The organism is Celeribacter sp. PS-C1, from assembly GCF_019429625.1.
Lineage (GTDB): Bacteria > Pseudomonadota > Alphaproteobacteria > Rhodobacterales > Rhodobacteraceae > Celeribacter.
Window position 1 is genome coordinate 317,813 of sequence record NZ_JAHXRW010000001.1, and the last position, 16,753, is coordinate 334,565.

Here is a 16,753-nt window from a genome sequence, read left to right on the forward strand (position 1 = left end):
TTCAGCGTCTAGCGACGGTTCTCCAGCCCAAAGCGGACATTCGGGATTTGCGCCAAATATGCCCGAAGAGCACCAAAACCTAATCGGATGTAATCTTCGGGCAGTTCAGTCGCTGCACTTCACTCGATTGTTGTGGGCGCGATTGCGCGAGCCATATCCGCTTCACCCTGGCCATGAATGGCCGGATTATAGTTCAGGATCGTATCTTCCCGTGCCGTTTCCAAAAGGCGTCCGGCCACTTGGTTCGGGGTCGCCCCTACGAACTTGCTGCTCAAAACTGCGCCGTAACCTGCGATAATCGGTGCCGCGAACGACGTGCCCGCCAGACCGGTTCCCGCGCTATAGGGGCTTGTGCCCGCCTCTACACCGACCACGAGAAACTGACGCTGAACATTTTCGTTGCTACCGGCAATGCTCGAATAGCTTGCCATGCCAGCCAGCGGGTCATTGGTGTCCACAACGTTCCAGTCCAAGGCTCCAACAAAGAGCACGGAATTATAACCCGTCGCAGAGATCGTATTGCCCGTGTTGTCGAGCGTGTCGATCAGAGCCAAAGACAAATAGTCATAGCCTCCGTCAGCCCGATATCCCACCACGTTGCCATAGTCATTCCCCGCCGATTTCGCGATCAAAGCTGTCCCGGCCTCGGCGGCGGCTACGATCGAATGTTCAAGAGCACGATCAAGCGGTGCGGTATAGCCATAGCTGAGGTTCAAGACATTGAAACCGGATGAAAGTGAAATTGCACCTGCACCATAGAAATCATCCATCACCATCGTTGCCTCAGGTGCGATCATGCTCGCTTGTTTGAGTGTCCATTCGCCGTGGCGCAAACGGTTTGAGCCATCCCCGAGATCGCCGCGATACTTTGAGCGACTGGAGAAATCATCCACGACAGTGATCGTGACGCCCTGACCAAGATAGCTGCCGCCGTTATACGTCCAAGCCGTTTCCAATCCCGGGCTCATCCAGTCGTAATAGGTTGGTCCTGATGAAGGAGGCGGGGTGTCTTTCTTTCCTCCGCCCCCGCCAACCCCGTTTGGAGGGGCATAGATTTCAAGCGCGTTTACCTCAGTCGACAGGTCACCCGAATACTCCGAGAGATCTTCGGCGTACGCGGCGGAAGACAGAGCGAAGACCATCAACGTTACGCCAAGTCGCCTTGTCGCACCTTGTCGCTGATCGCATTTCGAATGCATTTCGTGCCCATCGGGCATTCTGATCTCGGCGAATTTTCGGTGCGAATTATTCATCTCGGCGTCTCCCTTGAATGAATGATGCAGTGTCGTTTTAGACCCAACTCCTAACATGCTAGACTCAATTCGATCTTTTTTGCGTCAAAAATGTGGCAAAAATACGTCTGAAATGCCGACTGAGCGAAGAAACGGCAGACAATCAACTATCTATGGTCACATTGGCCTCAGAATAGAACTTGATATTTGAGAGTCACCAGCAGACGATCACTCGGGGCCTCATTCAGCGTGTAGCCGAGAGTTTCTGCAGGCGGCAATGGGGATGCCGCCAATCTACAATTCACAGTTTGGGGTCCAGAGATGACGCCATAGTCTGCGACACAATTTTTCTCCTGGAGGTGCCCGAACACACTTGTCTTAAAAGAGAAAGACAGCGTCCCGGATTTGCCAAATTGTTTTTGCATGATCACCCCGAATTTCAAGCTCGGATCTATTCGATACTTTTCTCCCGCCTCTCCAGTGCTAAAACCCCAGAGAATTCCGAAATCTGTTTTAATCTCAGTTAGAAAGGTCACATGAATGTCGCGCCAATTACTGTCGTACCATCCGCCGAACCGGATGGCTTGCCCCCCGGACAGCTCATATCCGCCGCGTCCCAACTTCTGGGCAACGGACGACAGGTTGCCGTCATCATGAACGGACACAAGGTGCGTTCTTTCCCAAAACGACTGAGAGAGGGCTGGCGCCGCGATCACATCAAAGAGTGCCAAGAACAGACCAAAAACAATCAGTCGCACAGAGCGAAACGACATGCGCGAAGAGCGAAGATATACACGACGCTCGATTGAGTTATGACATCCTCTCCCGATTATGTTTGCCTCCCAGAAAGATTATCACCTCGCTCGCAGTGTTCAAAAAAAATGGGGCAGCAGTATGAAGGTGGGAAGTACAGTTTGTGCGGATAGCGGCCGTTGGCTCGGTTTGCAGCGAACGACTGCTCCCCGCCCAAACTTACAAAACGCTTCACAAGAGATCGAGCTTATAAGATGCTTGAATCCCGAAATCATCTGACGAGGAAAGGTGCCTATTTTATGAGCCAGAGGCAGAACTATGGGGGGCAAAGTGGCAAAACTATGGGGCATACCCCAAGTTTGAATTGGTCGGAGCGAGAGGATTCGAACCTCCGGCCCCTGCCTCCCGAAGACAGTGCTCTACCAGGCTGAGCTACGCTCCGACCGTGACGGGCGGAATATAGCCACCTGCAGGGTTTGGCAAGAGCCAATTCGCGCTTTTCGCCTCCCTATCCGCGAAGTTTTCCACGTCTCACAAAGGGGGAAATGCGGAAAGAGGCCGCAGAGGAGGCGCGGGAGCGGGTTCTGAGCACTGGCGTGTTCGCAGAATGTCCGCCGCGCGATTCTCGGAAGACGATGTAGAGGCCGGAGAGGATGATGATTCCCGCACCCACGATCGTTGGCATGTCGACCGTTTCGCCAAAAATGAAATAGCCGAAAATCGTGGCCCATATGATCTGAGAATACTGCATCGGGGCGACGATGGCGGCCTCAGAGGCGCGGTAGGCGAGGATGAGGATGACGCCGCCGGTAAAGCCCAAAAGCGACACCATGCCGACAGAGCCCAAATCCATCAAAGGAAACGGACGATAGAAGAAGGTCATTGCGAGCCCCATGACGACGAAATTGGCAATCAAAGGATAGAGCATAAGGACTGCGGTGCGCTCTTCGCGGCCGACTTTGCGGACGACGACGGAGGCAAACGCGCCAAAGCCCGCACAGGACAGAGCCGCCATATGGCCCAGCGTGAACTCGGTCGCGCCGGGGCGCAACACGACGATCACGCCGATTAGGCCGACGATGACGGCGGCCCAGCGGTGAAAGCCCACACGCTCTCCCAAAACCGGAATCGACAGGATGGTGATCAGCAAGGGCGTGGCGAAGATCAGCGCGTAGACTTGCGCCAGCGGCAGAACGGAGAACGCATAAAAGGCAGACGCCGTGTTGACCATCGCCGCAATCGTGCGAAACAGCGTCCACCATGGATGGACGGGACGCAGGTGGCCCTCGGTCCGGTCCCGGATCAGCATGAACATCACCAGAGGAAACGAGAAGAGCGTCGAGAAAAAGATGATCTGGAACGGCGAATAGGAGCCGCCCAGGAATTTGATCACCACGTCATGGGTCGAGAACACCGCGAAGGCGGCGAGGGCGTAGAAGGCTCCGGTGATATTCATGCGCTGTCCTGTTTGTTTCCCTCATCACGGTAGCATGCGCGGCAGAGCTTTCAACGGGGGAGGGGCAAAGCCTTGTGTCCTATGACAATCGCCCCCATGTGAAGCTCATGTATTACACACAGAAATCTGCAACCTGCTGCTATTGTGGGTCGAAAACGGTTCTGACGCTGGGTGGCACGACCCGGCATGAGTTGAAATGCTCGGCCTGCGGCGCGCCCTTGTCCCGGATGAAGGCGTTGCATAAACCGCAAGAACCGGTGACCGTGAAAGGTAAGAAAGACTTTCAGGCGAAACTGGCGGGTCCCAAGAAGACCTCGAAGAAGAAAAAGAAACGCAAATCCACGGCGCATCGTTTGTTCGATATGGCGGAGGATATTTTCGACATCTTCGACTGAGGACATGACGCCGATGAAACGAAAAAGGGCGCCTCATATGAGAGACGCCCTTTTCTAATGAAGGATCGCTACGCTCAGAGAGATGCGTCCAGAGCGGCGAGAATCGCATCACCCATGCCGGTGGTGGAGACCGGAGCCACACCTTCTTCGGCCAGAAGGTCGCCGGTGCGGACGCCATCGGCGAGCACTTTTTCGATCGCTTGCTCGAGGCGGGTTGCCTCCACGCCTTCATTGAAGGAGTAGCGTAGCGCCATCGCGAAGGAGAGGATACAGGCGATCGGGTTTGCTTTGCCTTGACCTGCGATGTCCGGCGCAGACCCGTGCACCGGCTCGTACATGGCCTTCGGACGACCGTTTTCCATCGGCGCGCCCAGCGAAGCGGAGGGCAGCATGCCCAGCGAGCCGGTGAGCATCGCGGCACAATCGGACAGGATGTCGCCGAACAGGTTGTCGGTCACGATCACGTCGAACTGTTTCGGCGCACGGACAAGCTGCATCGCGCCGTTGTCGGCATACATGTGCGAAAGCTCGACTTCCGGGTAGTCGGCGGAGACCTCGGTGACCACATCGCGCCACAGGATGCCGGCCTCCATCACGTTGGCCTTTTCCATTGAGCAAAGCTTTTTGTTGCGCTTCATGGCCAGCTCAAAGGCGGCGATGGCGACGCGACGGATCTCGGATTCGGTGTACCGCTGGGTGTTGATACCCACGCGCTCGCCGTCGACGGTGGTAATGCCGCGCGGCTCGCCGAAGTAAACGCCGGAGGTCAGTTCGCGCACGATCATGATATCGAGACCGGCCACGATGTCTTTTTTCAGCGAGGAGAAATCAGCCAGCGCGTCAAAGCACTGTGCCGGGCGCAGGTTGGCGAAAAGGTCCATTTCCTTGCGCAGACGCAACAGGCCGCGTTCCGGTTTCACGGAGAAATCGAGCACGTCGTATTTCGGACCACCCACGGCGCCGAGGAGAACGGCATCGACTTCTTGCGCCTTCGCCATGGTCTCATCCGCGAGCGGTACACCATGTTTGTCGTAGGCGGCGCCGCCCACGAGATCCATGGTCACATCGAATTTGAGTCCACGCTTGTCACCGAACCAATCGATGATCCGAACGACTTCGGCCATCACTTCGGGGCCAATGCCGTCACCGGGGAGAATGAGAAGAGAAGGCGTGCTCATGATCGCGTCCAGTCCTTGGTTTTTTAAGGTTGAAAGCGGCGTAACGACTGCTTGCCGCCTCGTCAAGGAATGGGAGCGATATCAACCCAGACAAGCCCATGGCGAAAGTCGTTTTCTTTCAGGTTCGCATTGGGCCAAGCCACGCCAGCATCCACGACCGTCAGTTCGGAAGAGGGCAAAACATAGTCCACGCGTAGGTTGCCGGGCTCGGGATCCGTCCAGTCCGCTGTGTCGAGTGCCGGATCGCCAAGATGGTCCGCATTGGCCACTGGGCCAGCGTCAGAGCGGGGCTTGATGTCCTGAAAGCGAGGGTCTGAGAGCAGCGCCTGCATCACCTCACGCCGCCCATCGCCGTCCATTGGGTCGAGATTGCTGTCACCCAAGAGAATGAACGCGCCTTCGGGCGGCGGCACCGGCAGAGCGCCATCGAGGTAGAGCGACCAGAACCGGTTCTCATCCGCATTGCGTCGCCCGTTGCGATCCTCGTCGCCATCAAACACTGGCGAGGCAGCTGCGTAGCTGAGGAGATGCAGCGGTTGGTCATTCCACATCACAGGCACATTCCAATGCACATGCGACGAGAGCCTCAGAACATCCAAATCCTCGTCTTGGAAATACCCCTCGGGTAGGGAGGCTTCGGGCAGGTCGCGCCAGAGCATTTCGGAAAAATCGCGGATGTCGTCGGTCATGATCGGCAAGCGCGACAGGAGAGCCACGCCACCCTGGCCGGTGAACTCACCGTAGTATTGCGCATCCTCGGGTTCGCCCGAACGCCCGTCCTTGTCGAGATCGCGGCCCGTCGGGCGGCCGGAGTTGCCTAGGCGGGTGAAGTGATAGGGATAGCCAAGCTGATTGGCCAAAGCGGCTAGCGCATGGCCATCGAGATCGGTGTCGAAACTGGTGAGCAAAAGCACATCCGGCGAGAGCGCGTCGATATGCTGTATCGCGGCAAGCACCTGGGGATCGTCGCCCTCGTTGATGTCGCGCAGCAAAAGCCCGGGACCCTTGCGGGTAAGTTCCACCGTCCATGTGGCCACCCGCAAAGGGTCTTGTGCGGCCAAAGAGGCAGGCAAAAGGCAGAGAAAAAGTGTGGCGAGTCGGATCACGCCGGAAGGTGATCGAGATCGACGCGGGCGTAGGTTTGGCGACGCTTTTCGGCGATCATCGAGGCGATCCGGCCCATGGCGATGCCCCGCATGAAAAGAGAGGACGGCAGGAATGCCCATGCGGCGACGGCCCAAATCATGGATTGGTCGGTGGTGGTGCCAAGGCCGCCGAAGAGGTTCGTCGCCGATTTCAACACCGCTGGGATGAGGAAGGGCAGAAGAAATCCGATGACGATATTGAAACGTGCGTCACGTTTCAGCCGCTCGACAACGTCGCCACCTGCGGTCGGGTCGAAGGTGGGCAGGTTGATCCAAACATTGAAGGACCCGGAGCGGGAGGGCCAATGGCCAAGCCGCAGCACGATGAGGAAGATCGACAGCGCCATGAGCGAAATCAGATAGCTCATTCCAGCTGCTTCGCGCATCATTTCGAGTTCTTGCACGGAGCTGCCGTCCGGCATCGCGAGGATCATCAGACGCACGGGCGAATAGGGGAAGTCGAGGACATAGCCGATCAGCGCGCCGACGGCGGTGACAAATTCGGTCACGATCGTTGGGTTCTGCGTGCCGCGCGCGATCAGGGACAGCAAGACAATGGTCGTGAAAAGCGAGGTGAACCGCACCCGGTTGAACGGCGGCGCGTCCCGGAATTCCACGAGGCCCGGATAGGCGGAGACATATTCGAAAAAGGTCAAAGCCGCGCCGAAGAAGGCGACGAGGGCAACGACTTGTGCGGCATCGTTAGACACATTCGGCAACAGCATGGACGGAATGATGATCAGAACGACCACCAAGAATGCACGTGAAAGCGCTCCTAGCACGCGATGAAACACTGCCCATTTCCCTTCAAACTGGTTGAGCGCGATACGGTGCCGCGCTCTTTTCCCATTTTGATCCCGCCATGTTTGACGGATTGCCACAATCTTGCCCAACTTTTGCCCACTTTCATATCTGCCAGCAAGGAATGGTTAAGGTTAACAATAGAAATGAGGCGCTTTCGTGGACAAAGCGGTGCGATTTTGCATCATTGTGGACTATGCTTGTGGCGTAATCTGGGCGGACTACCATATCTAGGGTGCTTTTCGTTAAGGATTACGACATTAAGAAATAAGGCTCCTTTTTTACATTCTTGACCCAAAGCATGGAAATGCTCCCGGTTCCGTGATTTTCTCTCCCACGCAGAGCGAGGCTTGGAGGAGAAGACATGCATCTGGCCATATCAATCGACGAAGCGGTCGGGCTTATACCGGATGGCGCGACCGTCATGTTGTCGGGATTTATGGGCGTCGGCGTGCCGGACGGGATCGTCCACGCGTTGGCGGACGCGGGTAAAAAGAATCTGACGCTGATTTCCAACGACACGGCGCGTGATACCACAGGCCCCGGTCCTCTCTTTGCGGCGCATTGTGTTCGCAAACTCATCTGTAGCCACATGGGCCTCAATACGATCGTGCAGGCGCAATTCGCCTCGGGCGAGTTGGAAGTGGAATTGGTGCCGCAGGGTACGCTGGTTGAACGCATCCGTGCGGCAGGTGTCGGTCTCGGCGGGATTTTGACGCCGACAGGCGTTGGCACCAAGGTCGCGGAGGGAAAGGAGATCGTCGAGGTCGATGGTAAATCCTTCCTGCTGGAAAAGCCGCTTACGGCCGATTTCGCTCTGATCGCGGCGCGGAGCTGTGATTATGTCGGCAATCTGGCCTACATGCTGACGGCCACGAATTTTAATCCGATCATGGCACTCGCGGGCAAAACGGTGATCTGCGAACCCGAAGAGATCGTGCCTGTCGGGATGATCCCGCCCGATTTGGTCAAAACTCCTGGCGTGCTCGTGGATCACGTCATCAAGACCTCGGCATAGGAGCGACAATCATGGACCCTAAAATCCTCATTGCGCGCCGCGTCGCGCAGGAAATCGAACCCCGGAGCCTTGTGAACCTCGGCATCGGCATTCCGACATTGGTGTCGGACTATCTCGACGAAGGCATGGGCGTGTTCTTTCAGGCCGAAAACGGCGCCGTCGGCATGGGCCATCGTCCGCCAGAGGGCATGACCGACCGTCACCTCACCGACGCGGGCGGGCGCTTTGTGTCTTTCGTGCCGGGGGCGTCCACCATTGATTCTGCCTTTTCCTTTGGGCTGATCCGCGGAGGGCATCTTGATCTGACGGTTCTGGGAGCGCTTCAGGTTGATGAAAAGGGGCATCTGGCGAATTGGATGATCCCCGGTCACTACACCCCCGGTATGGGGGGCGCGATGGACTTGGTCACGGGCGCGAAAAAGGTGATCATCGCGATGCAGCACTCCGCCAAAGGCAAGGCTAAGATTGTGCGGGAATGCACCCTGCCGCTGACTTCTCAGCGGCGCGTTGATTTAATCGTTACGGAACTGGCGGTCATGAAGCCCGAAGATGACGGGCTGCATCTCATTGAGCGCGCGCCGAATGTGCCGCTTGAAGTGATCCTTGAGATGACCGAGGCGAAACTGATCCATGGATCGGATGTGCCGGAGATGCAGTTGGATTGCTGAGATTGTTGGAGAGAGGGGCTCAGCCCCTCTTTTCATACGCGCCCCTAGGAACGGAAATTCCGCAGGAAGAGGCCAAAGCCGACCAGGGCCGCGCCATCGACCAAAAGCTCGATCCCCAGAAAAAGCCCCAAAAGCGACAGAGAAATCGCGGCGAAATTCCCGAGGATATAGCCGCCCAAAAGCACGGTCACCGCGCCCGAGAGAAGCAGCATCCAGAACATCCGACTTTCCCGCATCCGCCAAGCCATCAAAAGCCGGACCACGCCGGAGATCAGTAGGAAAAAGGTGATGACGAGGGTCAAGGAGACCGTGCCGTCCATCGGATTGGCTACGAAACTCACGCCGATCATAAGGCTGATCAGCCCCCAGATCATCGAAAACACGCGGTTGTCGTGTTCAATGCCTGAGAACCCGGCCCAAAGTTTCGCCGCCCCTGCCAAGATAAAAAGAGCGCCGAGCACCACGGTGATTGCGAGCGACGTCGCAACCGCATTTCCGAGCGCCAGAAGGCCGAAGAGAAAGGTCAGTACGCCAATCGCGACCCATGTTTTCCAGTTCGTCATGACGCTCTCCTTTTATGCCTTACCGTAGATATAAGTGTTTACGGCCAAAAGAAAACGGCGCGCATGTGGCACGCCGTTTCATGTTTTTCGCGATCACGCCTTAGGATTAAACCCAGGGGCGCGCCTGAGCCATTTTGTCTTCATAGGCGTCGATGTCTTTGACATGCGCCATGGTCAGGCCAATATCGTCGAGGCCTTCGAGCAGGCAGTGTTTCTTGAACGCGTCAACCTCGAAGGGGAAGCTTTCGCCATCAGACGTGGTCACCGTCTGCGCCTCCAGATCGACGACCATACGGGCGTTCGAGCCTTTCTCGGCGTCCTTCATCAACACATCCACAACCTCTTGCGGCATCACGATCGGCAGGATGCCGTTCTTGAAGCAGTTGTTGTAGAAAATGTCGGCAAACGACGTGGAGATCACGCATTTGATGCCGAAATCCGCAATCGCCCAAGGCGCGTGTTCCCGCGAGGAGCCACAGCCAAAGTTGTCGCCCGCCACGAGGATCTGCGTGTCGCGATACTGCGGTTTGTTCAGGACGAAATCGGGGATTTCATTGCCTTGACGGTCGTAGCGCATCTCGTCGAACAGGTTCACACCAAGGCCGGAGCGCTTGATGGTTTTCAGGAACACTTTCGGGATGATCATATCCGTGTCGATGTTCACCAGCGGCATGGGGGCCGCGATACCGGTCAGTTTTTCGAACTTTTCCATCTTTGCGGCTCCTTAGGCGGTCTCGGTTTCGTTCATCAGCTCGCGCACATCGGTCAGGTGACCGGTGACGGCGGCAGCGGCGGCCATGGCAGGCGACACGAGGTGCGTTCGGCCCTTATAGCCCTGACGACCCTCGAAGTTGCGGTTCGAGGTGGAGGCGCAGCGCTCACCCTCGGACAGCTGATCGGGGTTCATGGCAAGGCACATGGAGCACCCGGCCAGACGCCATTCGAAACCGGCCTCTTTGAAAATGTCGGCGAGACCTTCTTCCTCAGCTTGCGCACGCACAAGACCAGACCCCGGCACGACCATGGCACGCATGCCGTCCTTGATCTTCTTGCCTTTGAGGATCGCAGCCGCGGCCCGCAGGTCTTCGATCCGACCGTTGGTGCAGGAGCCGATGAATACGGTGTCGATCTGGATGTCGGTCAGTTTCTGACCCACTTCGAGACCCATGTACTCAATGGCGCGTTTCGCTGCGTCCACCTTGCCGCCTTTGAAGGATTCGGGCGCAGGCACAACAGCGGAAATCGGCAGAACGTCCTCGGGCGAGGTGCCCCAGGTCACAACCGGCTCAATCTCTTCGCCTTTCAGCGTCACGACCTTGTCGAAATGCGCGCCTTCGTCGGTGTAAAGCGTCTTCCACCACGCCAGAGCGGCCTCGAACTGCGCGCCTTTCGGGGCGTGCGGGCGGCCTTTGACATATTCAAAGGTGGTTTCGTCCGGCGCGATGAGACCGGCGCGGGCGCCACCTTCGATCGCCATGTTACAGACGGTCATCCGACCTTCCATCGACAGATCGCGAATCGCTTCGCCGCAATATTCGATGACGTAGCCGGTGCCGCCGGCGGTGCCGGTTTCGCCGATCACGGCCAGCGTGATGTCCTTGGCGGTCACGCCGGGGCGCAGCTTGCCGGTGATTTCCACCTTCATGTTCTTGGATTTCTTCTGGATCAGCGTTTGCGTCGCCAGAACGTGTTCCACCTCGGAGGTGCCGATACCGTGGGCCAGCGCACCAAACGCGCCGTGAGTCGCGGTGTGGCTGTCGCCGCAAACAACGGTCATACCGGGCAGGGTCCAGCCCTGTTCCGGGCCGACGATGTGCACGATGCCCTGACGCACGTCAGAGACCGGGTAGTAGTTCACGCCAAACTCTTTCGCGTTTTTGTCGAGGGCTTCGACTTGAATGCGGGACTCTTCGTTGGCGATGACGCCGGACACGCGGTCCAGAGTGGTCGGCACGTTGTGGTCCGGCACGGCGATGGTTTTTTCCGGCGCGCGGACTTTACGGCCCGCCATACGCAGACCTTCAAAGGCCTGAGGGGACGTCACTTCGTGGACGAGGTGGCGGTCGATATAGAGCAGGCAGGTGCCATCCTCTTGCTCATGGGCCACATGGGCGTCCCAGATTTTATCATAGAGTGTCTTCGGGGCGGTCATTTCGCTCTCCCGTGGATGTGCTGTGAAATTGGAAAGTTTTGGATCAGGCGCGCGGACACGCCGAAAGGTCCGACATCAAAGTCGGGCTAGCACGGATTGCATTGCGCCGTGGAAACGCCACGGCAACCATGCACGGTCTGCGATCTCAAACATACGTTCCATGGCGCTGACATATAGCTTGCCCGCGAGTCTCGCAAGAGAGATGCGCTTGCAGGTGCGCGCCCGGCCATGCAAAGCTTGGTGAAAAGGGAGTATGGCGTGGATCCGACACAGATCACCAACCTTTTGGGCGAGACGGGCAGCGATGTGCTGACCTTTCTCGAGGGGCTGCTTCGGCGCTGGAACCTTTATCAGATCGGGATTTCACTCGTTGCTTTAAGTGTCGCAATCTTTTTGGGGCGCTACTTGCAGGCGCGGATGCGCGATTGGATGCGGGGGCTCGAAGGGCGCCCGAAATGGCAACTCCGTTGGCTTTTGGCGATTGAAAAGCGGCTGGTTCTGATCGTTTGGGCGGTGCTGCTTTGGGGTGTCTATGCCGTGATGCAGGAAATCACCTGGCCGTCGCGCTCCTACCTTATCGCGATTCTGGCAAGAATCGTTTCGGCTTGGGTCGCGGTTGAACTGGTGGTGCAGCTGGTGAAAAACCGTGCGTTGCGCCGCCTGATGCGCTGGGGGCTTTGGGCCTATGTGACGCTCTATTTCTTTGGCGGCATTGAGGGCGCGGCGGCGTTTCTCGACTCTGTCGCCATCACCTTCGGCAGCTTCCGCCTGTCTGCTCTTGCGGTGCTCAAGGCGCTAGTCGTCACAGGCCTGCTCTTTACCATGGCCAAGCTTATTTCGGGGCAAACATCGACCCAAATCCGGCGGAATGAGGATATTTCGCCCTCGATGAAAGAGCTGATCATCAAGGTGGTTCAGCTCGCTCTCTTTGGCTCCGCCTTCTTTATCGGGTTGAAGGCTGTGGGTTTCGATCTCACCGGCCTTGCGGTGCTTTCGGGCGCGATTGGTGTCGGTTTGGGCTTTGGTCTGCAAAAGGTGGTGTCGAATCTCATCTCGGGTGTGATCATTCTCTTGGACAAGTCGATCAAGCCCGGTGATGTGATCTCTCTGGGCGAGACCTTTGGTTGGATCAACGCGCTGGGCGCACGCTATGCGTCGATCACGACACGGGACGGCAAGGAATACCTGATCCCGAACGAGGATCTGATCACAGGTCAGGTGGTGAATTGGTCTCACACCAATGATTTCGTGCGTCTCGACATCTATTTCGGCACCGCCTACGGCGACGACCCACATTTGGTGCGCAAGGTCGCGATTGAGGCCGCGCAGACCGTGGATCGTGTGCTCACATCGAAACCGCCCGTCTGTCACATCGTGGGCTTCGGCGACAGCTCCGTGGATTACATCCTGCGGTTCTGGATTACGGACCCCACGGGCGGCCTCACCAATGTGCGCGGCAATGTCTATCTGGCGCTTTGGGATGCGTTCAAAGCCCATGAGATTTCCATTCCCTTCCCGCAACGCGAGGTGCGCGTGTTGGATGGCTCTACCCTTGCGACGAAGGCGTTGGACTGAACGTTGCTCCGCGAATTCGCCAAACATTGAGATTTCGCCAGAGCGATGCTATCTTTGATCCATGCCCAGTGCCGGGGCCGACCGGCGCGTATCCCAAGGAGGACTATGTCCTGTCTCACGCACAGAGCGCGGCAAACAGCGCCGCAACCCCGGAGGCGCCCATGACGGGAGCCATGCCGGTGAAGATCGGAGGCGAGCAATTGCTCGATTTCGTTACCTCTTTCCTTGATCAAGACAAAGCCGAAGACCTCGTGTCCATCGACCTCTCGGGGAAATCCGAAGTGGCCGATTACATGGTCATTTGCTCCGGTCGTTCGACGCGTCAGGTGTCCGCGATGGCGGAAAAACTGTCCGACACGCTGAAACAGCAGTTCGGCATTTTCTCGCGTGTCGAGGGCAAGGAACAGGGCGACTGGGTGCTGATCGACGCAGGCGATGTGATCGTCCACATCTTCCGTCCGGAAGTGCGCGATTTCTACCAGCTCGAAAAAATGTGGATGTCCCCGGAAGAGGCCAAAGAGGCGCTCAAGGGCAGAGCCACTGAAGTTTCGTCCGAGAGCTAATGCGGGTTCAGATATGCGCTGTGGGCCGGCTTCGCGCCGGTCCTGAAGCCGCGCTGATTGACGATTACACCACCCGGTTCGACCGCACCGGGCGTGCGCTGGGCCTCGGGCCTTTGACCATCACGGAAGTCGAAGACAAGAAAGGCGGCGGCATGAAGGCCGAAGCCGATCTGTTGCAGCGCGCCCTGCCGAAAGGCGGCGTGATTGTCACGATGGACGAGCGCGGCAAGATTGTGTCCTCGCCCGAATTTTCCAACAAACTGGCGGAATGGCGCGATGCCGGGCGCTCTGACGTGGCTTTCGTCATCGGTGGTGCGGATGGGATCGACCCAAGCCTGCGGGCGCAGGCGGATTTCTCAATCTCGCTGGGGAAAATGGTCTGGCCGCACATGCTGGCCCGAGCGATGCTGACCGAACAGCTTTATCGCGCCGCCTCTATTCTGGCCGGATCGCCCTATCATCGGGTGTAGTGAGAGTATTTTTGCCAAGAAGAAGCGCAAAGCGGTTCAAACGCACGCGGTGGCGCGTTAGATAGGGGCAAAGAGGTCGTTCTCTTATTGTAAAGGAGCCCGCTATGGCCGCGCCGAAACCCGTTGTTCTTTGCATTCTCGATGGTTGGGGCGTTGGCCCGACGCCCGAGGCCAACGCGCCGGTTCTGGCGAAGACGCCGAATTTTGATCGGCTGATGGCGGAGTGTCCGAACAATACACTGATCACCTTCGGGCCGGATGTGGGGCTGCCGACCGGGCAGATGGGCAACTCCGAAGTGGGGCATACCAACATCGGTGCGGGTCGAGTTGTTGCGATGGATTTGGGTCAGATTGACCTAGCCATTGAAGACGGCTCTTTCTTTAAAAACGAGGCGATTGTGCGCTTTGCCAAGACCGTCAAAGAGGCGGGTGGCACAGCGCATCTCATGGGTGTGATTTCCGACGGTGGCGTGCATGGCCATATCGAGCATACGCTGGCCGCCGCGCAGGCGATCACCGATCTCGGTGTGCCGGTTGTGATTCATGCGATCACCGACGGGCGTGACGTGGCGCCGCAATCCGCAGTCAAGTTCATGGCGGAGTTTGAAAAACGTCTGCCGGAGTTTGCGACCATCGGCACTGTGATCGGGCGCTATTACGCGATGGATCGAGACAACCGCTGGGAGCGGGTGTCTCAGGCCTATGAGGCCATCGTCAAAGGCATCGGCGTGGAACGCGCTGCGACGGCGCTTGAGGCTGTGGAAAACTCCTACGCGCGCGGTGACACGGACGAATTCGTGAAAGCCACCGTGATTGGGGATTATGACGGCATCGTCGATGGCGATGGGGTCTTTTGCAATAATTTCCGGGCCGACCGGGCGCGCGAGATTCTGCGCGCGATTGGTGAGCCGGAGTTCGCGGATTTCGACACCGGCCCGCGTCCGACCTATTCGGAACTCTTGGGCATGGTGGAATATTCCACGGGCCACAACGCCTATATGCAAACCGCCTATCCGCCGCGCGACATCAAGAACACGCTGGGGGAATGGGTCGCCAAACACGGGCTGAAACAGTTCCGCCTAGCCGAGACCGAGAAATATCCGCATGTGACCTTCTTTCTCAATGGCGGCAAGGAAGTGCCGGAGGAGGGCGAAGATCGTTTCATGCCGAAATCGCCGAAAGTGGCGACCTATGATCTTCAGCCGGAGATGAGCGAGCCGGAAGTGGCGGAGAAATTCGTCTGGGCGATTGATGAGGGTTACGACTTGATTGTGACCAATTTCGCCAACCCTGATATGGTCGGGCATACCGGCATTCTGGAGGCTGCGATGGCTGCTTGTGAGGCGGTGGATGACGGTCTGGGCAAGGTGGTCGCCGAGCTGGAAAAGGTCGGCGGCGCGATGTTGGTGATCGCGGATCACGGCAATTGCGAGACCATGGTCGATCCGGTGACCGGCGGGCCGCACACGGCGCATACCACGAACCCGGTTCCGGTGATCCTGTTCGGCGGGCCCGCAGGCGTGTCTCTGCGCGATGGTGGGCGTCTGGCCGATGTGGCGCCGACGATCCTTGAACTGATGGGATTGCCGCAGCCGAAGGAAATGACGGGTGTGAGTCTCATCGTCAAATGAAGACCCTGATCGCAGCCTTTGCCTTGGTGCTGGCCACGCCGGTCGTGGCCCAGGAAAGCCCGGCGGCCCTGGCCGAGCTGGCGGTTGCGCAATTCAACGATGCGCACAGCAGGTTGGAGGCCGCCGAGTCTGCACCGGATCGGGTCAAGGCCCTGACAGGCGTCGTGCGCGCCTATGAAGATGGTCTCGAAGCCATGCGTTCGGGTCTCAGACAGGTGTCTTTGCGCGAGAGCGAGTTGTCGCGCGAGTTCGCCGATGAAAGCGGGCAATATGCTCAGCTTTTGGGGGTTCTAATCGGTATGAAACCGGATGCCTCGCCCGAGGCTTTGGTGCATCCGAGTGGCCCTCTGGGACAGGCGCGAGCCGGCATGTTGGTGGCTTCTGTCGCGCCGTCGGTGCAGGCCGAGGTCGAAGAAATGCGTATTCGCCTCGAAGAGGTGCAAATCCTGCGCGAGTTGCAGAGCGAGGCTTTGGAGACCCTGTCGCAAGGACTTCAAGACGTGCAACAGGCGCGCACTGATCTGTCGCAGGCCATGTCGGATCGCACCGATCTGCCGCGGCGGTTCACAACCGATCCGGAGCGGATCAAAACATTGATCGACAGTTCGGAGACGCTTGAAGCCTTTGCTGCGGGGCTTGCCGTGATGGATGTGGTGGATGGGATCGCGCCTATGCCGGCGCTGGAGCCCGGCACATGGTCCGCGCCCGTGCCGGGCCGACCGCTTCGGGGCTTTAACGAGGCCGATGCGGCGGGCGTGGAACGCCCCGGCTGGCTTTGGGCGACGCGGCCCTTGTCGCTTGTGACCACGCCCTGGCCCGCCACCGTGCGCTATAAGGGACCGTTTCTCGACTACGGAAACGTGATCATTCTTGAGCCCGGAAATGACCTATTGCTCATTCTGGCCGGGCTCGATGAGGTTTATGGTGATGTTGGCGCGGTTGTTCCCGCCGGAACGGCCGTGGGTCTCATGGGGGGCGCTGCTCCCGATCTCGACGACTTTGTTAAAAATGCTACCCAAGGCACTGGCGCGAGTCTGTCGGAGACGCTTTATATAGAGGTAAGAGAGGGTGGCCAGCCCGTGAACCCGGAACGGTGGTTTGCTGGCGGCCCGCTGTGAGACGATTCAGAACTTGCAGATGTGGGTTCGTGAGA

17 protein-coding genes and 1 tRNA gene are annotated in these 16,753 nt (G+C 58.1%); 8 read left to right on the forward strand and 10 right to left on the reverse strand.

Translation table 11 applies throughout. From position 1 onward, the window contains the following. Window positions 1-119: 119 nt before the first annotated feature. The 4 genes from J5Y17_RS01570 to J5Y17_RS01585 form a co-directional block, all read right to left on the reverse strand. Window positions 120-1,253 (reverse strand): S8 family serine peptidase, encoded by a 1,134-nt coding sequence (locus J5Y17_RS01570; RefSeq protein WP_219783440.1) that lies wholly within the window; start codon window positions 1,251-1,253, stop codon window positions 120-122. Window positions 1,254-1,420: 167 nt separating this feature from the next. After that, entirely contained in the window at window positions 1,421-1,963 is a 543-nt protein-coding gene (locus tag J5Y17_RS01575; protein WP_219783441.1) for a hypothetical protein, read from the reverse strand. 387 nt (window positions 1,964-2,350) lie between these two features. Then, a tRNA-Pro gene (locus J5Y17_RS01580) sits at window positions 2,351-2,427 on the reverse strand. A 66-nt stretch (window positions 2,428-2,493) separates the two neighbouring features. Beyond that, window positions 2,494-3,441 (reverse strand): DMT family transporter, encoded by a 948-nt coding sequence (locus J5Y17_RS01585; RefSeq protein WP_219783442.1) that lies wholly within the window; start codon window positions 3,439-3,441, stop codon window positions 2,494-2,496. Between the two features lie 74 nt (window positions 3,442-3,515). Between J5Y17_RS01585 and J5Y17_RS01590 the strand changes: the two genes are divergently transcribed. Further along, entirely contained in the window at window positions 3,516-3,836 is a 321-nt protein-coding gene (locus J5Y17_RS01590) for a hypothetical protein (protein WP_219783443.1), read from the forward strand. A 74-nt stretch (window positions 3,837-3,910) separates the two neighbouring features. Here the strand turns inward: J5Y17_RS01590 and leuB are convergent, their stop codons facing one another. The 3 genes from leuB to J5Y17_RS01605 form a co-directional block, all read right to left on the reverse strand. Beyond that, the gene (leuB, locus tag J5Y17_RS01595) at window positions 3,911-5,014 is read right to left on the reverse strand and encodes a 3-isopropylmalate dehydrogenase (protein WP_219783444.1); all 1,104 of its coding nucleotides are present in this window, start codon (window positions 5,012-5,014) and stop codon (window positions 3,911-3,913) included. Between the two features lie 62 nt (window positions 5,015-5,076). Further along, window positions 5,077-6,051 (reverse strand): endonuclease/exonuclease/phosphatase family protein, encoded by a 975-nt coding sequence (locus tag J5Y17_RS01600; protein ID WP_219783652.1) that lies wholly within the window; start codon window positions 6,049-6,051, stop codon window positions 5,077-5,079. A 65-nt stretch (window positions 6,052-6,116) separates the two neighbouring features. Next, entirely contained in the window at window positions 6,117-6,953 is an 837-nt protein-coding gene (locus J5Y17_RS01605) for a hypothetical protein (protein ID WP_219783445.1), read from the reverse strand. Between the two features lie 371 nt (window positions 6,954-7,324). On the opposite strand from J5Y17_RS01605, the gene J5Y17_RS01610 reads away from it, so the two are divergent. Next, window positions 7,325-7,978 carry a CoA transferase subunit A gene (locus J5Y17_RS01610; protein ID WP_219783446.1) on the forward strand — a complete coding sequence of 218 codons (654 nt, stop codon included), beginning with the start codon at window positions 7,325-7,327 and terminating at the stop codon, window positions 7,976-7,978. 11 nt (window positions 7,979-7,989) lie between these two features. Further along, window positions 7,990-8,646, forward strand: a complete 657-nt coding sequence (locus J5Y17_RS01615) for a 3-oxoacid CoA-transferase subunit B (RefSeq protein WP_219783447.1) — start codon at window positions 7,990-7,992, stop codon at window positions 8,644-8,646. A 44-nt stretch (window positions 8,647-8,690) separates the two neighbouring features. On the opposite strand, the gene J5Y17_RS01620 is transcribed toward J5Y17_RS01615, so the two are convergent. From J5Y17_RS01620 to leuC, 3 genes are all read right to left on the reverse strand, one after another. Beyond that, window positions 8,691-9,209: an HdeD family acid-resistance protein gene (locus tag J5Y17_RS01620; RefSeq protein ID WP_219783448.1), complete on the reverse strand. Its 519-nt coding sequence runs from the start codon at window positions 9,207-9,209 to the stop codon at window positions 8,691-8,693. 106 nt (window positions 9,210-9,315) lie between these two features. Then, window positions 9,316-9,921, reverse strand: a complete 606-nt coding sequence (leuD, locus tag J5Y17_RS01625) for a 3-isopropylmalate dehydratase small subunit (protein WP_219783449.1) — start codon at window positions 9,919-9,921, stop codon at window positions 9,316-9,318. 12 nt (window positions 9,922-9,933) lie between these two features. Next, window positions 9,934-11,361 (reverse strand): 3-isopropylmalate dehydratase large subunit, encoded by a 1,428-nt coding sequence (leuC, locus tag J5Y17_RS01630; protein WP_219783450.1) that lies wholly within the window; start codon window positions 11,359-11,361, stop codon window positions 9,934-9,936. 258 nt (window positions 11,362-11,619) lie between these two features. Here leuC and J5Y17_RS01635 point away from each other — a divergent pair, with 258 nt between their 5' ends. From J5Y17_RS01635 to J5Y17_RS01655, 5 genes are all read left to right on the forward strand, one after another. Beyond that, entirely contained in the window at window positions 11,620-12,936 is a 1,317-nt protein-coding gene (locus tag J5Y17_RS01635) for a mechanosensitive ion channel family protein (RefSeq protein WP_370628816.1), read from the forward strand. Between the two features lie 161 nt (window positions 12,937-13,097). Next, complete coding sequence (rsfS, locus tag J5Y17_RS01640; protein ID WP_219783452.1) at window positions 13,098-13,499, forward strand: ribosome silencing factor; 402 nt, start codon at window positions 13,098-13,100, stop codon at window positions 13,497-13,499. Next, window positions 13,499-13,969, forward strand: a complete 471-nt coding sequence (rlmH, locus tag J5Y17_RS01645; RefSeq protein ID WP_219783453.1) for a 23S rRNA (pseudouridine(1915)-N(3))-methyltransferase RlmH — start codon at window positions 13,499-13,501, stop codon at window positions 13,967-13,969. Before rsfS ends, rlmH begins: the two co-directional genes overlap by 1 nt. A 104-nt stretch (window positions 13,970-14,073) precedes the next feature. Further along, entirely contained in the window at window positions 14,074-15,600 is a 1,527-nt protein-coding gene (gpmI, locus tag J5Y17_RS01650) for a 2,3-bisphosphoglycerate-independent phosphoglycerate mutase (RefSeq protein WP_219783454.1), read from the forward strand. After that, window positions 15,597-16,718, forward strand: coding sequence for a murein hydrolase activator EnvC (locus J5Y17_RS01655; RefSeq protein ID WP_219783455.1), 1,122 nt, complete (start codon window positions 15,597-15,599; stop codon window positions 16,716-16,718). Before gpmI ends, J5Y17_RS01655 begins: the two co-directional genes overlap by 4 nt. Window positions 16,719-16,753 lie beyond the last annotated feature (35 nt).